The 20,100-nt window shown below is 43.7% G+C and carries 26 protein-coding genes; 16 read left to right on the top strand and 10 right to left on the bottom strand.

The features are described from left to right. The first annotated feature begins 192 nt into the window (after window positions 1–192). The 3 genes from O9300_RS04550 (at window position 193) to O9300_RS04540 (ending at window position 2,064) form a co-directional block, all read left to right on the top strand. Window positions 193–570, top strand: a complete 378-nt coding sequence (locus O9300_RS04550; RefSeq protein ID WP_287970308.1) for a helix-turn-helix domain-containing protein — start codon at window positions 193–195, stop codon at window positions 568–570. Window positions 571–733: 163 nt separating this feature from the next. Then, the gene (crtR, locus tag O9300_RS04545) at window positions 734–1,627 is read left to right on the top strand and encodes a beta-carotene hydroxylase (RefSeq protein WP_287970307.1); all 894 of its coding nucleotides are present in this window, start codon (window positions 734–736) and stop codon (window positions 1,625–1,627) included. A gap of 119 nt (window positions 1,628–1,746) precedes the next feature. After that, window positions 1,747–2,064, top strand: a complete 318-nt coding sequence (locus O9300_RS04540; protein ID WP_079206836.1) for a hypothetical protein — start codon at window positions 1,747–1,749, stop codon at window positions 2,062–2,064. Here the strand turns inward: O9300_RS04540 and O9300_RS04535 are convergent, their stop codons facing one another. From O9300_RS04535 to rplI, 4 genes are all read right to left on the bottom strand, one after another. Next, window positions 2,065–2,619, bottom strand: a complete 555-nt coding sequence (locus O9300_RS04535; protein WP_287970305.1) for a hypothetical protein — start codon at window positions 2,617–2,619, stop codon at window positions 2,065–2,067. It lies immediately after the preceding gene. A gap of 138 nt (window positions 2,620–2,757) precedes the next feature. Further along, a complete protein-coding gene (gene xth, locus O9300_RS04530) occupies window positions 2,758–3,558 on the bottom strand; it encodes an exodeoxyribonuclease III (RefSeq protein ID WP_061430504.1) in 801 nt (266 codons plus the stop codon). 22 nt (window positions 3,559–3,580) lie between these two features. Further along, complete coding sequence (locus O9300_RS04525) at window positions 3,581–4,165, bottom strand: chromophore lyase CpcT/CpeT (RefSeq protein WP_287970304.1); 585 nt, start codon at window positions 4,163–4,165, stop codon at window positions 3,581–3,583. A 99-nt stretch (window positions 4,166–4,264) separates the two neighbouring features. After that, a complete protein-coding gene (rplI, locus tag O9300_RS04520) occupies window positions 4,265–4,723 on the bottom strand; it encodes a 50S ribosomal protein L9 (protein WP_012264300.1) in 459 nt (152 codons plus the stop codon). A gap of 222 nt (window positions 4,724–4,945) precedes the next feature. Here rplI and O9300_RS04515 point away from each other — a divergent pair, with 222 nt between their 5' ends. Both O9300_RS04515 and O9300_RS04510 read left to right on the top strand, forming a co-directional pair. Continuing rightward, the gene (locus O9300_RS04515) at window positions 4,946–5,071 is read left to right on the top strand and encodes a hypothetical protein (RefSeq protein WP_287970302.1); all 126 of its coding nucleotides are present in this window, start codon (window positions 4,946–4,948) and stop codon (window positions 5,069–5,071) included. 166 nt (window positions 5,072–5,237) lie between these two features. Then, window positions 5,238–5,525 carry a YggT family protein gene (locus tag O9300_RS04510; protein WP_061430502.1) on the top strand — a complete coding sequence of 96 codons (288 nt, stop codon included), beginning with the start codon at window positions 5,238–5,240 and terminating at the stop codon, window positions 5,523–5,525. Here the strand turns inward: O9300_RS04510 and O9300_RS04505 are convergent. Further along, window positions 5,522–5,962 carry a hypothetical protein gene (locus O9300_RS04505; protein ID WP_061430501.1) on the bottom strand — a complete coding sequence of 147 codons (441 nt, stop codon included), beginning with the start codon at window positions 5,960–5,962 and terminating at the stop codon, window positions 5,522–5,524. The genes O9300_RS04510 and O9300_RS04505 overlap by 4 nt on opposite strands. 471 nt (window positions 5,963–6,433) lie before the next feature. Here O9300_RS04505 and grxC point away from each other — a divergent pair, with 471 nt between their 5' ends. The 6 genes from grxC (at window position 6,434) to O9300_RS04475 (ending at window position 10,952) form a co-directional block, all read left to right on the top strand. Beyond that, window positions 6,434–6,694, top strand: coding sequence for a glutaredoxin 3 (gene grxC, locus O9300_RS04500; protein WP_287970301.1), 261 nt, complete (start codon window positions 6,434–6,436; stop codon window positions 6,692–6,694). A gap of 15 nt (window positions 6,695–6,709) precedes the next feature. Further along, a complete protein-coding gene (gene gshB / locus O9300_RS04495; RefSeq protein WP_287970299.1) occupies window positions 6,710–7,690 on the top strand; it encodes a glutathione synthase in 981 nt (326 codons plus the stop codon). Window positions 7,691–7,861: 171 nt separating this feature from the next. Then, entirely contained in the window at window positions 7,862–8,173 is a 312-nt protein-coding gene (locus O9300_RS04490) for a DUF2499 domain-containing protein (RefSeq protein WP_002734463.1), read from the top strand. Next, on the top strand, window positions 8,166–8,471 hold the full coding sequence (locus O9300_RS04485) for a DUF3593 domain-containing protein (RefSeq protein WP_061430497.1): 306 nt from the start codon (window positions 8,166–8,168) through the stop codon (window positions 8,469–8,471). The genes O9300_RS04490 and O9300_RS04485 overlap by 8 nt, the downstream gene beginning before the upstream one ends. A 351-nt stretch (window positions 8,472–8,822) precedes the next feature. Continuing rightward, window positions 8,823–9,842, top strand: a complete 1,020-nt coding sequence (locus O9300_RS04480) for a glycosyltransferase (protein WP_002763639.1) — start codon at window positions 8,823–8,825, stop codon at window positions 9,840–9,842. Window positions 9,843–10,076: 234 nt separating this feature from the next. Beyond that, window positions 10,077–10,952, top strand: coding sequence for a Tab2/Atab2 family RNA-binding protein (locus O9300_RS04475; protein WP_287970296.1), 876 nt, complete (start codon window positions 10,077–10,079; stop codon window positions 10,950–10,952). 44 nt (window positions 10,953–10,996) lie between these two features. Here O9300_RS04475 and O9300_RS04470 read toward each other — a convergent pair whose 3' ends face one another. Then, the gene (locus O9300_RS04470) at window positions 10,997–12,466 is read right to left on the bottom strand and encodes a carotenoid oxygenase family protein (protein WP_287970294.1); all 1,470 of its coding nucleotides are present in this window, start codon (window positions 12,464–12,466) and stop codon (window positions 10,997–10,999) included. A gap of 288 nt (window positions 12,467–12,754) precedes the next feature. After that, entirely contained in the window at window positions 12,755–14,926 is a 2,172-nt protein-coding gene (locus O9300_RS04465; RefSeq protein WP_287970292.1) for a glutamine synthetase III family protein, read from the bottom strand. Window positions 14,927–15,317: 391 nt separating this feature from the next. Between O9300_RS04465 and O9300_RS04460 the strand changes: the two genes are divergently transcribed. From O9300_RS04460 to O9300_RS04440, 5 genes are all read left to right on the top strand, one after another. Then, window positions 15,318–16,103, top strand: coding sequence for an NIDO-like domain-containing protein (locus O9300_RS04460; RefSeq protein ID WP_287970290.1), 786 nt, complete (start codon window positions 15,318–15,320; stop codon window positions 16,101–16,103). Window positions 16,104–16,268: 165 nt separating this feature from the next. Further along, complete coding sequence (locus O9300_RS04455; protein ID WP_002734412.1) at window positions 16,269–16,481, top strand: type II toxin-antitoxin system HicB family antitoxin; 213 nt, start codon at window positions 16,269–16,271, stop codon at window positions 16,479–16,481. Continuing rightward, window positions 16,478–16,702: a type II toxin-antitoxin system HicA family toxin gene (locus O9300_RS04450; RefSeq protein ID WP_002733933.1), complete on the top strand. Its 225-nt coding sequence runs from the start codon at window positions 16,478–16,480 to the stop codon at window positions 16,700–16,702. Before O9300_RS04455 ends, O9300_RS04450 begins: the two co-directional genes overlap by 4 nt. A gap of 77 nt (window positions 16,703–16,779) precedes the next feature. Then, a complete protein-coding gene (locus O9300_RS04445) occupies window positions 16,780–17,064 on the top strand; it encodes a hypothetical protein (protein ID WP_287970288.1) in 285 nt (94 codons plus the stop codon). Continuing rightward, window positions 17,058–17,333 carry a type II toxin-antitoxin system YafQ family toxin gene (locus tag O9300_RS04440; protein WP_043995505.1) on the top strand — a complete coding sequence of 92 codons (276 nt, stop codon included), beginning with the start codon at window positions 17,058–17,060 and terminating at the stop codon, window positions 17,331–17,333. Before O9300_RS04445 ends, O9300_RS04440 begins: the two co-directional genes overlap by 7 nt. Window positions 17,334–17,401: 68 nt before the next feature. Here the strand turns inward: O9300_RS04440 and O9300_RS04435 are convergent, their stop codons facing one another. The 3 genes from O9300_RS04435 to O9300_RS04425 all read right to left on the bottom strand — a co-directional run bounded on the left by O9300_RS04435 (window position 17,402) and on the right by O9300_RS04425 (window position 19,810). Further along, entirely contained in the window at window positions 17,402–18,838 is a 1,437-nt protein-coding gene (locus tag O9300_RS04435; protein ID WP_287970286.1) for a folate/biopterin family MFS transporter, read from the bottom strand. Window positions 18,839–19,173: 335 nt separating this feature from the next. Beyond that, on the bottom strand, window positions 19,174–19,485 hold the full coding sequence (locus tag O9300_RS04430; RefSeq protein ID WP_287970284.1) for a HigA family addiction module antitoxin: 312 nt from the start codon (window positions 19,483–19,485) through the stop codon (window positions 19,174–19,176). 46 nt (window positions 19,486–19,531) lie between these two features. Next, a complete protein-coding gene (locus O9300_RS04425) occupies window positions 19,532–19,810 on the bottom strand; it encodes a type II toxin-antitoxin system RelE/ParE family toxin (protein WP_287970282.1) in 279 nt (92 codons plus the stop codon). Between the last annotated feature and the right edge of the window lie 290 nt (window positions 19,811–20,100).

The raw sequence follows: 20,100 nt of genomic DNA, 5'->3' as shown, positions 1-20,100 counted from the left end.
CCTTAAATATTGGAAGAAAGGTAGTCGGAGAGGCCGCCTTTAGCGGGAATCCGATAGAGAGGTTCGTAGTTAACCCAGTACGGGTCAAAGCGTACAAAGCTAATTCTAGATGCAATATTTGCGTACAGAATTAGTAACTATAACTTCGCTAGTAAGGCTAACTGGAAAAATTTAGTAGAGGTTCAAGGTCGCTTGCAGTATCAACCGAAACCGATTAATAACTCCCAAGAATACGAGCGATTTTTAAGCATAATTGAAGAGATGATGTCACGGGAGTTAAGCAATGACGAAGGACTATTATTCGATTTACTGGTGTTATTAGTGGAAGAATACGAGCGGAAATATTATCCGATCGCCCGAACAAATCCTACCGCTACGTTAGAATTTTTACTTGATGAATTCGATATCGATAGGGAGTGTCTTATCGATATTTTCGGCGATCGGGATAGAGTAGAATCGGTGATGCTGGGGAAACAGGCGATCGCTCCCCCTCAAGCCGAGTCTCTAGCCGAATTTTTTAATCGTTTAAGTGCGAAACTGGCGTTAAGCGCCCGTGATTTTCTCTTGTAGCCTCGCTTTTCCTTCGGGGACTGAGGGGGGAAGACCATATAACAAATCCTTACTTTCTTCATAACTTTAGATTAATTAAGATAATGTTACAAAACTTTATGAAAAAGCCGTAGTATGATAATTTACGCCAGTAAAGCGAACACAATAAGGAGCAACACCCATAATGCAGTCGGCCGAGATGTTGCTGACAGTCCCCAAAGAGTATTTAAAAGCACCGGGGGGCTTCAACCCAAACGTTACCATGTTTTTTAGTGCCTTGAGCCTAATAACCCTATCTACCTGTGGCTATTGGCTATGGTCTTGGCCCGACTGGATTTGTTTTAGTGCTAATGTCCTCGCTTTACATTTATCGGGGACAGTTATCCACGATGCCTCTCATAATTCTGCCCATAGCAATCGGACATTTAATGCTATTTTAGGTCATGGCAGTGCTTTAATGCTCGGTTTTGCCTTTCCGGTCTTCACTAGAGTCCATTTACAGCACCACGCTCACGTTAACGATCCCGAAAATGATCCAGATCATTTTGTCTCCACTGGCGGCCCTTTGTGGATGATTGCGGCCAGATTTTTTTATCATGAAATCTTCTTTTTTAAGCGGCAACTCTGGCGGAAATACGAACTGCTGGAATGGTTCCTCAGTCGTCTTTTTGTTGCTACCATAGTCATCTTCGCCTGTCAATACGGTTTTATCAGCTATGTGATGAATTTTTGGTTTGTTCCCGCTTTAGTGGTGGGAATTGCCCTCGGTTTATTTTTCGATTATCTCCCCCATCGTCCTTTCCAAGAGCGCAATCGTTGGAAAAATGCCCGAGTTTACCCCAGTCCCCTCTTAAATCTGCTGATTTTAGGGCAGAATTATCATCTCGTGCATCATCTTTGGCCGTCGATTCCCTGGTACAAATACCAACCGGCATACTATGCCACTAAACCGCTTTTAGATGCGAAAGATTGTGAACAGTCTTTAGGTTTACTGCAAGGTAAGAATTTCTGGAGTTTCCTCTACGATGTCTTCTTGGGGATTCGCTTTCACTCCCATTCTTCTAAATCTAGCTCATAGCATTTATCGTAATGGTGAGGTACAAGGTTTTCGTTTTGGGGAGTCGGTGGTCGATTTTATGAGAAACTCTGTATCTGTACTGGTTTCGTTGTCAACTTGATTTTTTGAAGGAGGATTTTATGGGTCAGCATTGGGGAAAAGCCTTAATTTTAACAACAACTTTCTTGACAATTAACATCGATTATGCTAAGTCTTTAACCTTTGGTGAGGCCGTGGGTATTGGAGCGGGGGCCTTGTTAATCAACCGGGCGGTACAGGATAATAGACAACGTTATCGATTTGTGCCACCAGAGCAAGAATTTCAGCGCGGACTAGAGGACGGGTTTAACTTTGCCCGCTATGATAATCCGCGCAATTCTAGAGACTACGATGACGGTTTTATCGAGGGACGAAGACGGCGGGAGTCGGGTTGGGCCAGTCCCAACCGGAGAAGTTAATTATTTTTTTGGTCTGCGTCCCACTTCGGCGGTTTCTTGAATGGAAAATATCCTCAATTTGCCGTCGATGGGAGCGACTTTAGCCACCGCTGCCGATGCCACTATATAGTTATCACCCTCGGTGTTGGTAATATTGACTACTCGCTCGCGAGTGACAATCGCCATCTCGTTATTAGCAAGAATATCCACGTCCCAATTCTCAGAAAGAACCTCTATACTTTTAATATTTTTGTAGGATTCCTCTAAAAATATTTTATGTTCCGTGATGCCATCTAACTCAAAAATTTCGGTACTAGCATCGGTTTTAATGGTCAATTGCGAGGAAATAAACGGGGCATAGTGTTTGAGGATTAGGGCGATATTTTTATCTTTAATAGCGGTTTGGATGTCTTGAATCATTGCTTTAATTTCCGCTTCGCTGATTTTTTGTCCCCAATCGCGATTACTCGATTGTTTCACTGGCACTATCGAGGGATTAGCATGGACAAAAGCGGGGGAGATGCTGGGGAGAAGGGATAAACCGAGCAATAGAACAATTAATTGGGGAGAACGCATAATTTAATAAACTTGGTAAATTCAACCCGAATCATAGCATTTTCTCGTTACCGAATAAATCCTCAAGGTGAAAGTCCCTAGTTAGGGAAGCTAAGAGAGCAAAATTCTGGCTGTGCAAAGTCTAGGTTGATCCTTTAGCTATTTTTGGCTTGATATTTCCAGAATAACAGGGGTATGATCACTAGGTTTTTCTTGTTTTCTGGGTTCTCGATCGATCAGACAATTAACGGCTTTTTCGTATAGCTGAGGAGTTAAATAAAGATGATCGATTCGCCAACCTCGGTTACGAGCAAAACCACCGCTGCGATAATCCCACCAACTATAATGTCCCGCTGCCGAGGTGAATTTTCTAAAGGCATCTTGTAACCCAATTTCTAACACCTTTTCTAAAGCTTCTCTTTCTTTAGCTGAAGACATAATATGATTTTCTTTGCCTTTGGGATCATAAATATCTTTATCTTCTAAGGCAATATTAAAATCACCACAGATACATAATTCTTCCGGTTGAGAATTAATAATTTTATCTAGATATTTCCTGAGAGTTTCTAACCATTTAAGCTTATAAATATACTTGTCACTATCTAGGGAAGAACCATTAGGAACGTAGAGATTGATAATCCGAATATCGCCGATTACTCCAGTAATTAGCCGTTTCTGTTCGTCTAGTTCTCCTGTTAAATTTTCGCCGATAATTGGACTAAATCCCACAGTGATATCGTCTAGGGGTTTTCGGCTAAAAATCGCCACACCATTATAGGATTTTTGTCCAGAAATATAGAGATGATAACCCAAAGATTCAAAAGCTTCTCTGGGAAAATCTCGATCGATTACCTTAGTTTCTTGCAAGCATAAAACCTCAACGGGATTGAGTTGTAACCAATCAATTACCTGCTCTTGTCGGCTGCGAATCGAGTTGACATTCCATGTGGCGATTTTCATGGCTAAAAACCGATAATTTTTCTCACACTTCCTCAGCAAAACTGGTGCGACGCACAAACTCAAAAGGACCGGCGATCGAACCCCAGACTAATTGATCGGTTTCGGTATCTAAACCGCGATCAACGCTAATTAATCCCCGTTCACTAATTTCAAAACTATTATCTAAATAAGTCATTCTATCTTTGCGAAAAACTAAACATTGTTTACCCGGTTTCACCACCCCTTTAAAACTGTTACCTGTCCAAGTGACATTCATATCACAACCCAGCATCGGTTCTAATAAGTCTAAGGTGAGATTTTTGAGACGCTGGGGTTCTCTAGAAGCACCAAAAAAGTTAGCTTCCTCTTTAACTTTAAAGTTTTCTAGTTCAATATGATCATCGACTACCGATAATTTAAATACTCGCAAACGATAGGGAGTATTGAGCATAAAATCGTAGGCCTGCTCTAAAAATAAGCTGGTTCCTTTCAGTAATTCATCGGGCAAAGGACGCATACACACGCGAATATGGGCAAAAAAAGGCGGATTAGCAAAAGCTTGTTCTTGATTACTAAAATCCGCCGCCATCCAGCGCGCTAGGGTTTTTATATCCGTGGAATGAGTCATAGTTTTTGAGATGTGAATGGCTATTAGCTATCAGCCATCAGCTAGTTAATCGCTCTGATAAATTTTCACTGATTACTGATAACTATGCCCCGATAATTGTTATTGTGCGATTACTTTAATTTCGATATCGGCACTAACTTCGGGATGGAGTTTGACTTGTACTTTATAGACTCCCAATTGACCGATATCGGGGACGGTAATACCACGGCGATCGATTTCTAATTTAGCATTTTCTAGAATAACCGTAGCCACATCTTGACTGGTGACAGTACCGAAAATGGCCTCGTTTTCACCCACCTGTTTAGGGATGCTGTAGGGACTGAGTTTTTCGATCGCAGTTTTTCTGGTTTCCGCTTCTTGTTTTTCAGCGAGGAGACGTTGACGCTCTTTTTCTTTCCTAAATTCTGCCTGTTTAATCGCGCCCTTGGTGGCTAAAACGGCCACACCTTGGGGGATAAGGTAATTGCGCGCATAACCGGGGGCCACTTCCACCACATCGCCATTTTCACCTAATTTGCTGACTTTTTGATTGAGGATAACCTGCATTCGTTTCGCCATGATCTTGACCTAAAACAATAGTTCCAAAACCTTTATCATACCATGCAATCGTTTTGATCTGTCCTCCCATCCGGACCGTCAGTTAGCTATGGAAAAACTACTTGGGGTTTGCTGAATAAATCTAACAACCTTGTTGGATAAGGTTTTTAGACTTTTTTTCCCTCAAAAACTGCCGACCATTGGAGGGATTGGGGGGAAAATTCCTGGACTTTTTCCCTGAAAATGGGTAAAACCCCACACCCCACACCCCACACCCCACACCCTACCCCCACGAAAAACTTTTTGCCGCAAACCCTACTTGAACAATCCGAGTCTCCCCAAAAGGAAAACTTCCTATCTCATCATTAAGATAACTACTTTATTCAGTTTTCTTCCCCAGTGTCCGTCAACTGGGAGGAATGCCGATAGCTGGTTAAAACCAGTAAGACAGGGCGGAGAGAGTAACTAAAGACCATTTTTTTGGTAAGATCAAAGCTAAACTAACCATCACGCCCTCTTGAGGAAAGATTTATTTATGAGCGATATAGGGTTTATTTTGACGATAATCAACAATTTCCTGCAAATTTACTCGGTAATCTTAATTGTTAGGGTTTTACTGACTTGGTTCCAAAATGCCGGTTGGGCCTATCAGATTATGTCTTTTCTCAGTCCGATTACCGATCCCTATTTAAACCTCTTTCGCTCGATTATCCCACCCCTAGGCGGGATGGACTTTTCCCCGATCCTCGCTTTCCTGCTGCTCAACGTTGTTCAGAGTGTCGTAGCCACAGGGGCCAGCAGTCTGGTCAGTAGCAGTTTCTAAATCCGCGGATCCACACTACTGGTAAAACCGGAAGCTTTGAATTTTTCCAGTCGCAAAGGGGTTGGTTGATTGGTAGAAACAGAAATTCTGATCTCGAAATCACTAATCCCTGGCGGCACTTCTGGAATTGCCCCGACTCGGCTACGATTTTGTAAAGCCGGTTCCCCGTTAGCATCGTAAATCCGACCAAAAACATCGGCATCATAGACGGTTTTTCCGGAATTATTTTTAGCTTTGCCGGTGATTAAAAAACAATTAGCCGGAAAACTGGTTCCCCCACTGGTGACACTCCCCTCGGCTAATTCGGGGGGACAGTCTTTATAAGATACATCTAATAGTTGAATTGGGGTCAAAGCTTGAGCAATAGGGATGATAAGCCAGCTAGACAGCCAGAAAAGAACAGAAAGGAGCAAAACGGTGAGCGAGCGTGGTGTCATAGATGAGTGATTTTACGGTATGATTTCCCCAATACTTAGATTATCGTGGATCGTCACCCTTTGAAATCAGCTTTTTTAGGACTCTCATGGGAATGGATTCCCACAGACGCTCCCGATAGTTGCGACGGGTTTACCTGTGAGGTAATAGGTGTAGGGCTAATTCATGAATTAGCCCTACAATAGGCGTTGTCAAATTGAAAGATGCTCCGAATCAGCACCGGAACTGAAATTACTTTGATAGCAAGGATTGCATTGCATCTTTACCTATTCTGATCTGACAACGCCGTAAATGAAAGTGAGGATGATTCCCCCCCTGTTAGTTGCCGTATTCGCTTTCAAAACGGTGAAGAATGGGAAATACAAGCAATATATCAGTGGAATCGCCCTAATTGGCGTTTTCTGACCTGAAGGAAGATCACTGCTCGGTTATCGGCTAAAATTTAAGATATGTAAAGAAGGGAGATAAATTTTATGGCCGCTAATGTTGAGATCTATACTTGGAGTTCCTGTCCTTTCTGTATCCGCGCTAAAGCATTACTCAAGAAAAAAGGGGTGGAGTTTACCGAATATTGTATCGATGGTGATGAAAGAGCGCGAGCCAAAATGTCCGATCGAGCCCATGGTCGTACAAGTGTACCACAAATTTTTATAAACGATCAACACATCGGGGGCTGCGATGACATCTATGCTTTAGATAGAAGTGGTGGTTTAGCTCCCCTGTTGCAGAATTAAGGATAAAAACTATTAATGAAACTAGCCTTTATTATCGATCCGATCGAGTATTTAGATCCGGGCCATGATACCAGTGTAGCTATCATGGAAGCGTCCCAATTATTAGGCCATGAAGTCTGGATGACTTCCATCACGGATCTCAGTGCGATTGCGGGAAAAGCTTGGGCAAAACTAACTAAAATTGAACTGGTTCCCGTGGAGTTAAAAGATAATCATTGGGTGGCTGTATCTCAATGGTATCAAAGACAAGAGACAGTTTTTACCTGCCTAGAAAACTTCGATTTTGTCTGGATGCGAAAAGACCCACCCGTGACGATTGCCTATCTTTATGCCACCTATTTATTAGACCTGATCGACCCCCAAAAAACCCAAGTAATTAACTCAACTAGGGGTTTACGCCATGCCAACGAAAAGTTATATACTATTCACTTTGCTCAGGTAATGCCCGCCACAATTGTTTCCCAAGATAAAGCGACAATTAGGGAATTTGTCAACCAAAAAGGGGCGGCAGTTATGAAACCTTTGGGGGGCAAAGCAGGGGAGGGAATTTTATTTCTTAGTCCCGAAGATCGCAATCTCAATTCAATGATTGAAATTAGCACAAAATGGGGACAAGAACCGGTAATGATTCAAGATTATTTACCAGCTGCCAAAGAAGGAGATAAACGCATTATTGTCCTCAATGGTGAACCCATCGGGGCAGTTAATCGCATTCCCACCGGTTCGGAATTTCGCGGTAATATGGCGGTGGGTGGACGAGTGGCAAAAACAGAAATCAGCGATCGAGAATTAGAAATATGTGCCACTTTAGCCCCAAAATTACGAGAAGATGGCCTATATTTTGTCGGATTAGATGTGATTGGTGGCTACCTCACCGAAGTTAATGTCACCAGTCCCACCGGCATTCGCGAGATCGATCGATTAAACAATGTTAGCTTAGGTCAACAGGTAATTCAATGGCTAGAAAATTTTGCTTGTGCCAAGGCTCTGTCTTGACACACAATATTTAAGGCTCTTTATTAAAATATCCTTCAGGTAGAACCTGAATAAAGGGTTCCCAAGTAGAACCTGGGAACGAGATAAGAACTCAAATCTGATAACTGATAACTGATAACTGATAACTTACCCACTGATAACTGATAACTGATAACTGATAACTGTAAAAAAATGAATGCTTTATCAATACCGACGTGGATAGTTCATGTATCGAGTGTCGTAGAATGGATAGCGGCAATCTGGTTAGTGTGGACCTATGGCGACATCAGTAGCGATCGATCGTGGCGAATGTTATCTTGGGGAATGTTACCCGCTTTAATTGGGGCCATGTGTGCCTGTACATGGCATTTTTTTGATAATATCAGTGCCTTATCCTGGTTAGTCACCCTACAGGCAGCCATGACTGTCTTAGGAAATTTTACCCTCTGTGCTGCCGGTTGGTGGCTGTGGCGTTCCAGTAAAATTAGCGTTAACAATGAATAAAGACAGTTTATTTGCCATCTCCCTGTTTCCCTATCTGGGGTTTCTTTGGTTTGTCACTCGTTCGGGAAAAATGCCCCGTTTAGCCCTAATTGGCTTTTATGTGCTGTTAATCTTCGTTTTTATCACCATTCCTGCCGGTATCTACGCCAAAATCCACTATGGTCAAGAATTAGCTAACGTCGATTGGTTACACGGCAGCGCCGAATTTTTCCTCACCCTCTCCAATATTCTCGTCGTCTTAGGTTTTCGTCAGGCAATTTTAGCGAAAAAGGAAACAGAGAAAGGGGAACAGGGATAAGGGGTGTGGGGTGTGGGGTGTGGGGTGTGGGGAAGTGGGAATTGGGGTGTAGGGTGTGGGGTGTGGGGTGTGGGGTGTGGGGTGTGGGGAAGTGGGAATTGGGGTGTAGGGTGTAGGGTGTAGGGTGTAGGGTGTAGGGTGTGGGAAGTGGGGAAGTGGGGAAGTGGGGTGTGGGGAGAATAAATAAAAATAATCTCCTGAATACTGACTCGGAGAATACTGACTCGGAGAATACTGTCTCCTGTCTCCTGTCTCCTGTCTCCTGTCTCCTGTCTCCTGTCTCCTGTCTCCTATCTCCTGATCACTGAATTGTGATACAATCGCCCCAAAACGTCCCCGCGTCAGTCAAATATGTCCCCGATTACACCGTCCATCAGCGTCAACGAACCAAACCCGCAGGCTGCCATCCAGACTTTATCGGTAGTGGTTCCCATATATAACGAAGTGGACAGTATTCCCCATCTCGTCGAGAGTATCGCCACGATTTTGCGTTCTTATCAAATTAACTACGAGATAATCTGTGTTGACGACGGTTCTAAGGACGGTTCCACCGAGGTTTTAACTAATTTAGCCAAAAATCGCGATGATCTCAAGGCGGTAATATTGCGACGCAACTACGGACAAACCCCCGCCATGGCTGCCGGATTTAATTATGCCACGGGACAGATAATCGTTACCCTCGACGGCGATTTACAGAACGATCCCAATGATATACCCCTATTATTGGCCAAATTAGAGGAAGGTTATGACCTCGTGAGTGGCTGGCGCAAAAATCGCCAAGATGACCGGGTAAAACGGCTTTTACCCTCAAAAATAGCTAATTGGCTAATAGCAAAGGTTACAGGGGTCAAATTACACGACTACGGTTGTTCTTTGAAAGCCTATCGAGCCGAATTAGTTGCCGATATGAATCTTTACGGGGAATTACATCGCTTTTTACCCGCATTGGCTTTTATTGAAGGGGCAAAAATAACCGAAATTCCCGTTAATCACCACGCTAGACGGTTCGGACAGAGTAAATATGGTTTAGGTCGCACAATTCGCGTGATTATGGACTTATTTACTGTCTTTTTTATGAAAAAGTTCCTCACCCGTCCGATGCACATTTTTGGACTCTACGGACTGTTATCGATGGTAGTGGGGATTATTTTAGGCACTTATCTGACTATTCTCAAACTCGGTTTCGGACAAGAAATCGGCGATCGACCTTTGTTAATCCTGGCCGTGTTATTCTTTTTAACTGGGGTACAATTACTCTGTTTTGGTCTTTTGGCAGAAATTTTGATGCGGACTTACCACGAATCCCAAAAACGTCCTATCTACCGCGTTCGTACTGTTGTCGGGGATAGGGGATTTTTCAGTGAGCAGTGAGCAGTGAGCAGTAATCAGTAATCAGTAAACAGTGAACAGTAAAAAGACAGTAGGAAGCTGCTATTTAATACTGCCCACTTAATACATACTGCACACTTAAATAGGGAGGCACAATTATTTGTAGAATGGGTTAGCGGTAGCGTAACATGAGCGGGGGTTGGGTTTCATGCTTCAACCCAACCTACGTTCTGATAACTGATAACTGATAACTGATAACTGATAACTGAAAAAAATATGACTATTTGGGAACTTGATTTTTATTCGCGGCCGGTGGTGGATGAAAATAATAAAAAAAGATGGGAATTATTAATCTGTGAAACTCCGGCAACAATCGATCGCTCCTCCGATACAATATTTAAATATGCCAGTTATTGTCCTAATACGATGGTTAATTCCCAATGGTTAGGAGAGGCAGTTACTGCAGCTATCAAGGAAGCGGGGGTAACTCCCAAAAAAATTCGCTTTTTCCGTCGTCAGATGAATAACATGATTAGCAAAGCTTGCGAGGATATCGGTATTCCCGCTTCCCCTAGTCGTCGCACTCATGCTTTAACTAGATGGATAGAAGAAAGAATGGCCAATTTCTATCCTCAAGAAGTTGGTTATGATCAAAATTTAACTAAAACCGCTTCCGTTAACTACCCTCCTTTAAATGCGGTTCCCCTTCCCGATGCTGTCCGGGGAGATAAGGCAGATAAATGGGCTTTTGTCACGCTAGAATTGTCTTCTTTTAATGATTTAAAAGATTGGGATATTAGCTTCGGAGAAAATTTGCCTATACTAGGGATGGGATTAGATGAGAATCTAAAAATCCCCGGTTTAGTTATTTTTTCCCCCCGCGCTTTACCCCTAGCTGGTTGGATGTCAGGGTTAGAAATGGCCTATTTAAAGTTAGAAACTGGTTCTCGTCCTCTGCTACGTTTAGAAACGGGTGCTAGTGATAGTTGGATTCTCGTCAATGTCACTAATGCCGAGACTTTAAACGAAGCCAAAAACTTTGAAGAAGCTAAACAAAAAGCCAATAATCTGCATTTTTTAGCCATTCAATCTAACCCTGAATCGGAATCCTTCGCCGGTTTTTGGCTACTACAAGAAGGCTATCAAGAGTAAAGTTTAGTCAAGGTGGGTTTTCAATCCACCCCTAGACAATTAACTTAAAAACATTGTCCAGTCCAACTACCGTGTAACCCGTAGGGAATATGATGTTTCAGATGGATAACCCCTAGGGAATTAGTGATATCTTTAGCATCTAAGATTACCCCATTCGATCGATGATTGGCCGCATCGTAAGTAACTACCAATAACCAACCATCATCTTCAGCGATTCCATCGGGTTTAGGCACAAAAATTGGCTCACCTGCGAATCCCCGGGGAGCAAAAGAATGTAATTGTTTTTCTCCCGTTAATAGGTCCAGTTTTAAGATTGCTTGCAAAGGAGCATTACCGGTGGCATGATGAGCGGCAGCTATGTATAAATAACGGTAATCTCGACCAACTTTTGCAGGATTGATGCTGGGAAATTCACAACAATGCTCTAGAATACATTCTCTTGTAACGGTATTTTCTGATAAATTTAGTGTAAATCGCCACAGATGTCCGGGAGCTAAACTATCAAAATCTACCGATTGAAAACTGCTATTTGAATCCAGTTGTGGTAAGGATTGATAACAAATAGAATCGATCGAGATTTTCTCCCCTTGTTCAAAAGCATTGCTATGATGGAAGACAAAACCTGATGGAGTTTCTAAAACTTTCACTTCTCTTTTGTTAGGATCCCGGGGGATAATAATAATCTTAGTTAACTTGTCCGGTTGATTGATGACGCATTCTCCCGCACCTTTTAACCCAAAAAGAAAGGGAAAAGGATTATAACTAACCGGGTTTTGGAAAAAGATAGCGTAGTGGGGAGTAATAACAAAATCGTGGATAAAACAGAAGCCAGGTATACTGTGGGTATGACGACGTAATAACTTACCCGTGGGACTAATTTCGTAGAGAGTAATGGAACTCGACAAACCCGTTTTAATGGCAAAATTTACCAGACAAGGTTGATGATTATCGAAGATACAAGCGGGATCGATGCGAGGATGAGCGGCAAAAGAATCGCCTTTTTCCAAGATACCATCGAGATAGTCTAAACCAATAGTATCAAGGGTTTTAGCATCGAGGCGATGGGGTTCGGCCGCTTCCCAAAGTGCCAGTAATTTATCACCCCAGTAGATAACATTAGTATTAGCAATATTTTTCAGACGCAAATCAAAAGCATTGCCGAAAATTCCCCCCGGTTTTTTCGTGCCGAAAACACCGCGATAAAGGGGTTTTCCCGCTTTCTGTTCCTGGAGATAACCCTCGGTTTTAACAAAACGATTACGATAATGTACGCGGCCATGGTTGAAGCTAATCGCGCTGATCATACCATCCCCATCGAAGGGATGAGCGATCGCAGTGCCAGCGATATCGAGTAAACCGGGGCCGTTTTTAAAGACTGTACCCTGTAAATCGGGGGGAATTTGCCCCTCGATGTCTTCTACCTCGTAATCGTACTCGTTAGGTTGGGATTGATAGCCTTTTTGCCAATCCTGACGATTATAGGATTTTTCGCCAATTGTCGGAGTTAATACCATAGTAGTTTTACGTTTATATTTACTTTTCTTAACATAACTTAAAACTACCAGAGCTAACGAAGGCAGGAGGCAGGAGGGAAGAATCTGACTAGAAGGCGAGGTTTTAGACAAGGGTTGTTGGGTGCATCTCACATTTGCAGAAATACCGACAATCAGCAATAGAGTTCTTGCATAATTAATTTTTGAGAGGGCAAAAATGAGATGCACCCAGGGTTGTTTCGATAACAGCTAAAAAGAAGGGGGTGGCCAATCATTTTTCCAGCTATTCACCCCCTCCTTGCCGTCATGTTATTTAACAAACAACATTTCTTGATAGGTAGGTAGAGGCCAGAAATTGTCGGCCACTTCCCCTTCCAGTGTGTCAGCATATTCGCGCACCTTATCCATCAAGAGACGGATCGTTTGAGCGGAATACTGCATATGTTCCTCGATCGAGTCAAAATCGTCTTTAGCCATGGCCGCACTCAGTTTGCTAACGCCATCCATCAGTAATTTAATTAAATTCGAGACGGTTTGGGCCCTTTCCTTATCCATCTCGATGCCGATCGCCGCCGCATTAGCGATCGCCAAAGACAATTCCGACAAGTAGCGAACGGCAGCGGGATAAATAATCGTTTTAGCCATACTTACCACCAGTTTCGCCTCCACCTCGATGGCCAGTAAATACTGTTCTGCATAGACATCGAAACGACTTTCCAGTTCAACGGGGGTAAACACACCCATGCGGGTAAACAGTTCTTCAATATAATCAGCTTTCAGCACGGGTAAAGCATCGGCAGTGGTGCGGAGATTAGCCAAACCGCGCTCTTCTACCGCCATTTTGTGCCATTCCGGGGAATATCCGTTACCTCCGAAGATCACATTTCTGTGTTTGTCCATGATCTCCTTGAGAACACCCTGGGCAGCAGTCTTGAGGTCTTCCCCGGCTTTCATCCGGCTTTCTAAGTTATCCGCCACCCAAGTCAGGGAATCCGCTAGAATCGTGTTCATCGCCACCAGCGGCCCGGAAACTGACTGATTAGAACCCACGGCGCGGAATTCAAAGCGATTGCCCGTAAAAGCAAAAGGAGAGGTACGATTGCGATCGCCAGGATCCTTGGGGAATACCGGCAGGGTATCGACACCGAGATCCATCAATCCCGGGGCATCAGAACCCTCAATTTGTCCTTGGCTAATTTGGTCGAATACCTTTTCTAACTGGCTGCCCAAATATACCGAAATAATGGCGGGGGGGGCTTCATTTGCCCCCAAACGGTGATCATTGCTGGCGGTAGCCACCACTGCGCGTAAAAGCGGCCCGTACTTGTGAACGCCACGAATAACCGCCCCACAGAATAACAAAAACTGCATATTAGCGTGGGGAGTATCGCCCGGATCCAACAGATTGCCCTGGGTGGCGTTGCCGACAGACCAGTTAACGTGTTTTCCCGAACCATTAATTCCCGCAAAGGGTTTTTCGTGCAGTAGGCAAACAAAACCGTGTTTTTTAGCCGTACTTTTCAGCAAGGTCATAATTAACTGCTGATGGTCACTGGCCACGTTAGCGGCCTCGAAAAAGGGGGCAATCTCGAACTGTCCGGGAGCGACTTCATTATGGCGGGTTTTGGCCGGAATGCCGAGGCGATACATTCTTTCCTCTACTTCCTGCATAAACACCTGAACCCGTTCGGGAATCGCGCCAAAATAATGATCGTCGAACTGTTGACCCTTAGCGGCGGGTTTACCAAATAGGGTGCGACCGGTGAGCAGTAAATCGGGGCGACTATGGGCAAAATGAGCATCTACTAGGAAATATTCCTGTTCAGCACCGCAGCTGGAGTTAACGGGGGCGACTTCCGTATGTCCTAAGAGCTTCAGCACCCTGGTGGCGGCTTTACTCATCGATGAAATTGAGCGTAAAAGCGGCGTTTTTTTGTCGAGGGCCTCTCCTGTCCAAGAGATGAAAACCGTGGGGATACACAGGGTTACACCATTATCCGTCTCCATGACGTAGGCCGGACTGGTGACATCCCAAGCGGTGTAACCCCGCGCTTCAAAGGTGGAGCGAAGTCCGCCGTTAGGAAAGGAGGACCCGTCCGGTTCCCCCTGTACTAAGACTTTGCCCGTAAATTCTGTGATCACCGAACCGTCGCTCTGCACGGAGATAAAACCATCGTGTTTTTCGGCGGTGGCGTTGGTCATCGGATAGAAGACGTGGGCATAGTACAGCGCCCCTTTGGACGTGGCCCAATCTTTCATCGCAGCCGCTACCGCACCGGCGATGGAAACGTCTAATTTTCCACCGGTTAAAATCGTGTTTTTGACCGATTTGAATACGTCTTTCGGAAGACTGGCCTGCATTTTGCTCAGGGTAAAAACATCGGTTGCCCAGAGGGCCTCTAAACGCTGAGGAATTTTGCTAGGTAGGGGTTTACGATCCGTTACTTGAGAGATAGCTTGAACACGCGTTCCATAACTCATAAGTATTTTTCCTATTGTGTTGTGTCGTGGATGAATGGTTACTTTACTTAGGCGATGACAAGTTTCCTCCTAATTTTGATGTTGAATTTCGGTCAGAGGCTATTCTCCGCTTAATAATTTTGATCCCACGGCACAAGCTTCTCTGCGGTTTTTATCTGCTTGCGCCAGCCTCTTTTCCGATCAATTAGCAACACCAGCCTTCATCTTAAGAACAGATAATCCAGAGCTTTGTATCAAAGATTACAAATATCCTAAACCCGATCTTCCCCAAGCGATCGCACTGAGAAAACGGGTTTCTTTGAGAAACCTGTTTTCTGGACTTAAAAAAGTGATATTTGACAAAATCGGGGGGGGGGGGTAAAATGCTGGTGGAATTTGCCCAAAATTGCTCATGAATACTACAACTACCTTCAAATCTCTCTCTCTGGCTGGTGTTGTCTTCGCCAGCACAGTTAGTGCGATCGCTGTCTTTGGCCTTACTACTGCCCAACCAGCCGCAGCCGTCTCGTTCCCTGGACCAGATGCCTTCGGATATAAAGGTGCTGAAATTGCCAACAACCTGCGCAACATCAGCGCGAGTGGCACCTTTCTTAGCCTTGGCGACGATCAAGTCAGCGGAGCCATCTCCCTGGGATTCAATTTTGATTTCTACGGCAATACCTACAGTCAGGTGTACGTTTCGTCAAATGGCTTCCTGACTTTTAACCCCGGTTCCTTCAGTGGGTGTTGTAGTGGTCCATCGTTGCCCAACGGAAGCTCAAACCCGAGCAACTTAGTTGCAGGTTTCTGGAATGACCTCAATAATCCCCAGGGTAATATCCGCTACCAGACGACTGGCTCGCCAGGCTCTCAGAAGTTTGTCGTCGGTTTTTACAATGTGCCGCATTTCTTCAATGGCCCTCAAGTTACCTTTGAAATGATCCTCCATGAGGGAAGTAATAACATTGAATTGCAGTACGGTGCTGCGCCTAACGACGGCAGCTCTGTCACTATTGGGATCACAAACAACGGCAGTACTGATGCGCTGACTTTAGTCAACGCTGATTTCAACCTTGATGTCGGTGTCTCCAATCGTGGTTTTCTGATTACGCCAATTCCTGAGCCAAGTTCTGGCTTAGGTTTGCTGGCTTTAGGCTTACTGGGGGCGGGAGCGGCACTTAAGCGCCATTGGAACTGAGAAAACGGGTTTCTTTGAGAAGAAAACGGGTTTCTTTGAGAAGAAAACGGGTTTCTTTGAGAAACCCGTTTTCTGGAATAAGAGGCGATCGCTAGGAGTTGCTAACTCGCGCTAGACTGGATTCAAATAATTAACTTCCAATCAATTCAAAGCAAGGACAAACCCATGAAATATCGCGTCTTAATTGAGCAAGATGAAGATGGCATTTATGTGGCTGAAGTTCCCTCCCTACCCGGCTGTATTTCTCAAGGCAATACCCGGGAAGAGTTACTCGCCAACATTCAGGAAGCAATTGCTTTATATCTAGAAAGCCTAGAAGCGCACAATGAACCGATTCCACCACCAATTTCTGAGGAACTGGTAGAGGTTAAATTATGAGTGAACTCCCTCCTATCGCTGGTCGCCAAGTCGTTAAAGCACTAGGCAAGATTGGCTACGAATTAGATCGGCAGCGAGGAAGTCATATCATACTCAGACAAAAAGCCTATCCCTATCGACGCATCACCATCCCTGACCATCGAGAAGTGGCTAAGGGAACACTGAGATCTATCATTCGTCAAGCGGGATTGACAGTGGCAGAGTTTAAAACTCTCCTTTAGCTTGATTTGCCAGAGTCGAAACAACCGCTCATAAATCGCCAATTCAAAAATATACTATTAAACAATGTAAACGCTATATGAGTCAATCTGCTGCTGCAATCAATACTAAACTAATTGATTCTCTTGCTCAAATTATCCTTTCCTTAACTGACGAAGAACAACAGCTTCTGCTACAAAAAATCCAGCATCCAGCCTTATCTGATGTCGATTTTCATCAAGGTTTTCCCTTTGATGTTCAAATTCCTAATACAGAAACGCTCGCCGCCATTGAAGAAGTAGAAAAACATCCTGAGCGTCTTAAGCGTTATACTAGCGTTGGGCAGATGTTCGAGGACTGGAACAAGGATACAGGGGAATGTTAACCCCACAGGAAAGCACACGCTTTCGACGCGATTTGAGGCGGATGAAAAAACGGGGTAAAGACTTGGAAAAGTTAAAAACTGTGGTGGAACTACTGGTGCAAGAACAAATACTACCAGAGCGATACCGAGATCATAATCTCGTTGGAGATTGGTCAGGTTATGGTGAGTGCCATATCGAGCCAGATTGGTTGTTACTCTACAAGATTGAGCGAGATGAGGAAAGCTTAACACTCGTTCGGACTGGTACTCATTCGGATCTGTTTAAATAGTCTTCTAGTAGAAAACGGGTTTCTCAAAGAAACCCGTTTTCTCTCAAAGAAACCCCTTTTCTGGACTGTCAATCTCTTGTCTCGATTAATTCGGGGACAAGTTCGGGAATAAAACCTGGTTCAGCTAAAGAACCAGTAACATGATGTTCAAAGACTTCTGCGGGGGGAAAAGTTTTCTTGACTTCCTGAGATTGGGGATCCGTAGAAGGTAGCCATTTAATTAGGGGTAAAGGTAGGAGAGTAGAGAGATTAGTAATCACTACCAATAACCAAAGGTTATCAAAATTAGTTTCGGTGACTCCCAACCAATGGGTTAATAAAGCGCCGATTTCTTGGGAAACTAATCCCGACATATTCCAGATAGACATTAATAAAGCGAATAGAGATGCTTCAATGCCCACGGGACAAAGACGGGCTGATAAAATTAAGACGGGTAAAAAGGCAATTTGTCCCATGACGGTGAGGATGAGACTATCCCCCAAACTAAACCAATGATCGTCAATACCGAGCGCTCGATTAGTATGGGTAACTAAGAGTAGGGTAGTCATTCCTAAAACCGCAGACATCACCGTACTCCAACCCAAAATTAGACGAAAGGAAATCGCTTTTAAAAACCGTTGATATACCCAGATACCCAGTATCGAGGCTAAACTGGTGACTAAGCGCACTCGTCCTAAAAATTCCGGTTCAAATCCTAACTCGTTGGTGGTGAAGTAGAAAAAGGCAGAATCGGCGCTAGGAGTAGCCTGCCAGAGAAAAATAAAGGCAGTGGGTAATAAAATTGATTTTTGTCTGATTGCTGACCATAATTGTCCTATTTGCTCCTTGACTTTGGGCGTAGATCGTGAATCATTATTATTCTTGATTTTTTCCTCTGTAATTAAAAACGCCATGGCTGAGGCAATCAGGGGAAAAATAGCCGTGAGAGCGAAGACAGGACGAGTACCGAGGTGTGCCAGTAACCAACCCCCGAGATAAGCCGTAATTAAGCCGCCTAGGGCCGATATTCCCCAAGTTAAGGACTGTAGAGAGCCGGATTGAGTGAAGGACTCTCTGCGGGCCCTTTCTACTACCAAAGAATCGACGATGACATCACTAATGGTGACAGAAAGGGAACCAAGCAGGATCGCGGCCGTAGCTTGCCAAGCATTCTCCACCACAGTGGCTAGGGCCAACCAAGCTAAAACCCCCAGAATTCCCGATAAAATTAGGTAGGGGCGACGACGATAGCCGAAAATAGGCAAACCATCCGAAAGAAAGCCAAAAGCTGGTTTAATCACCCAAGGAATCGCCGCCACTCCGATTAATGCCCCCATCTGGGAGGGACTCAAGGCCAAATCGTCTTTTAAAAAAAAGCTAACCGCTAATCGGGAGAGTCCGAGAATGCCCTGCACGAAATAAACCCCTAAAATGCCAATTAATTCGGGATTAGGGTCATTTCCGAACAAGATAGTCTCTTTAAGGAATTTTTTCCCGCGATCGATGCCAAGGCGATTAATAAGCATGAAGTTTCATAAATATTTGTTACTGTCTCTATGATAATGATTGAGCGCTCGATCGGTGCGTTAGCTGTTAGGGTTTAACTGTTGAGCTTTAGGTTTTGGCGGTTGGGTATTGGGTTTTAGGGTTTTAGTGGAATTTCCCCATAACAGACTTATTGTCGTGTTATGGGGAAAGTTTTTTGCGATCGCTCTATTTGAGAGTAATATAGGGAAAGATTCTGGAAAAAATGCTTATCTGTCAAATCTTCAGCAGAATGCTATATGAACTCTTATCTCGACAGGTAAGAGTTCATATCACAATTTAAACTTAGCTAGCAAGCCAGGATAGATGTATCCCGTTATGCTATCGTTGGCAATTTTTTATATTCTTCCTTATGCTTTTGTATCGCATCCCAGATGTCAACCTTTTGCTGAAGGTTGAGCCAAAGTTGAGGACCATTCCCTAGGGTTTTCCCAATACGAATGGCCATGTCTACCGTGATTGGTCTTCGACCTTGAATAATTTCATTAACAGTGCGCCGAGACACACCGAGAAGCTCAGCAAAGGTTGTTTGAGTCATTTCAAGCTCTTCAAGCACATCTGAAATGACCTCTCCAGGATGCACTGGTCTTATTTGCCTCCCATTAATAATATCTTGTAAGTCTTTCATAAATTATTTTCCTGCTTGAATCAAAACTCTTTGTTTTTCCTTATAGTCAGTGATAATCTTCAAGGTTTAAATCCCAGGCATCATTATTTCTAAATGTGAAAGTAATACGCCAGTTACCTGATACCTTGATTGACCAAGTTTCTCTTCTATCCCCTTTAAGCTGGTGTAAATCATAACCCGGTATTCTAAGGTCATCTATAGCTGTTGCAGAATCTATCACTTCAAGTCTTCTCCTTATTCTTTTTTCTAAATCTTTGGGTATACCTTTTGCATTACCTTCTTTTAATAATCTTTCTAATGCCTTATTTCTAAAAGTTTGTATCATTCAATGGATTTCTACTATATTTCATATTAAATCTTGGTCTATAACAGTTTAATGACAGTTTAATCTTATACATAAATATATTTTTTGTAACTTTGTAGGTTACAACTCCACTGTAATGTGGAAGGTTACAAATGTCAAGGCTCAAACTACTATTGGGACTTAGGCGTTTTCGGTCAGCAAAAAAGGCTCAAACCATTACGGGACAAAGGGTTAACCTCGATTTATGATTTTCCTTGATATATCTGGGTTTCAGCGATTTTGGGCTTCTCGAAGTAAATCCCAAGCGGGGA

It is taken from the genome of Microcystis sp. LE19-195.1E (genome assembly GCF_027532095.1).
Taxonomy (GTDB): Bacteria; Cyanobacteriota; Cyanobacteriia; order Cyanobacteriales; family Microcystaceae; genus Microcystis; species Microcystis aeruginosa.
The sequence above is the reverse complement of the archived record's forward strand: the minus strand, read 5'-3'. Positions and strand labels throughout refer to the sequence as shown.

Bases quoted from the DNA above. Each gene is read 5' to 3' on its own strand.
- O9300_RS04435 (WP_287970286.1), bottom strand. From the start codon at position 18,838: ATGCTTATTAATCGCCTTGGCATCGATCGCGGGAAAAAATTCCTTAAA.
- O9300_RS04440 (WP_043995505.1), top strand. From the start codon at position 17,058: ATGTTAACCCCACAGGAAAGCACACGCTTTCGACGCGATTTGAGGCGG.
- O9300_RS04430 (WP_287970284.1), bottom strand. From the start codon at position 19,485: ATGAAAGACTTACAAGATATTATTAATGGGAGGCAAATAAGACCAGTG.
- O9300_RS04525 (WP_287970304.1), bottom strand. From the start codon at position 4,165: ATGACTCATTCCACGGATATAAAAACCCTAGCGCGCTGGATGGCGGCG.
- O9300_RS04510 (WP_061430502.1), top strand. From the start codon at position 5,238: ATGAGCGATATAGGGTTTATTTTGACGATAATCAACAATTTCCTGCAA.
- gshB (WP_287970299.1), top strand. From the start codon at position 6,710: ATGAAACTAGCCTTTATTATCGATCCGATCGAGTATTTAGATCCGGGC.
- xth (WP_061430504.1), bottom strand. From the start codon at position 3,558: ATGAAAATCGCCACATGGAATGTCAACTCGATTCGCAGCCGACAAGAG.
- O9300_RS04540 (WP_079206836.1), top strand. From the start codon at position 1,747: ATGGGTCAGCATTGGGGAAAAGCCTTAATTTTAACAACAACTTTCTTG.
- O9300_RS04490 (WP_002734463.1), top strand. From the start codon at position 7,862: ATGAATGCTTTATCAATACCGACGTGGATAGTTCATGTATCGAGTGTC.
- O9300_RS04455 (WP_002734412.1), top strand. From the start codon at position 16,269: ATGAAATATCGCGTCTTAATTGAGCAAGATGAAGATGGCATTTATGTG.
- rplI (WP_012264300.1), bottom strand. From the start codon at position 4,723: ATGGCGAAACGAATGCAGGTTATCCTCAATCAAAAAGTCAGCAAATTA.
- O9300_RS04450 (WP_002733933.1), top strand. From the start codon at position 16,478: ATGAGTGAACTCCCTCCTATCGCTGGTCGCCAAGTCGTTAAAGCACTA.
- O9300_RS04515 (WP_287970302.1), top strand. From the start codon at position 4,946: ATGGGTAAAACCCCACACCCCACACCCCACACCCCACACCCTACCCCC.
- O9300_RS04475 (WP_287970296.1), top strand. From the start codon at position 10,077: ATGACTATTTGGGAACTTGATTTTTATTCGCGGCCGGTGGTGGATGAA.
- O9300_RS04505 (WP_061430501.1), bottom strand. From the start codon at position 5,962: ATGACACCACGCTCGCTCACCGTTTTGCTCCTTTCTGTTCTTTTCTGG.
- O9300_RS04485 (WP_061430497.1), top strand. From the start codon at position 8,166: ATGAATAAAGACAGTTTATTTGCCATCTCCCTGTTTCCCTATCTGGGG.
- O9300_RS04470 (WP_287970294.1), bottom strand. From the start codon at position 12,466: ATGGTATTAACTCCGACAATTGGCGAAAAATCCTATAATCGTCAGGAT.
- O9300_RS04445 (WP_287970288.1), top strand. From the start codon at position 16,780: ATGAGTCAATCTGCTGCTGCAATCAATACTAAACTAATTGATTCTCTT.
- O9300_RS04460 (WP_287970290.1), top strand. From the start codon at position 15,318: ATGAATACTACAACTACCTTCAAATCTCTCTCTCTGGCTGGTGTTGTC.
- O9300_RS04425 (WP_287970282.1), bottom strand. From the start codon at position 19,810: ATGATACAAACTTTTAGAAATAAGGCATTAGAAAGATTATTAAAAGAA.
- O9300_RS04480 (WP_002763639.1), top strand. From the start codon at position 8,823: ATGTCCCCGATTACACCGTCCATCAGCGTCAACGAACCAAACCCGCAG.
- crtR (WP_287970307.1), top strand. From the start codon at position 734: ATGCAGTCGGCCGAGATGTTGCTGACAGTCCCCAAAGAGTATTTAAAA.
- O9300_RS04465 (WP_287970292.1), bottom strand. From the start codon at position 14,926: ATGAGTTATGGAACGCGTGTTCAAGCTATCTCTCAAGTAACGGATCGT.
- O9300_RS04535 (WP_287970305.1), bottom strand. From the start codon at position 2,619: ATGCGTTCTCCCCAATTAATTGTTCTATTGCTCGGTTTATCCCTTCTC.
- grxC (WP_287970301.1), top strand. From the start codon at position 6,434: ATGGCCGCTAATGTTGAGATCTATACTTGGAGTTCCTGTCCTTTCTGT.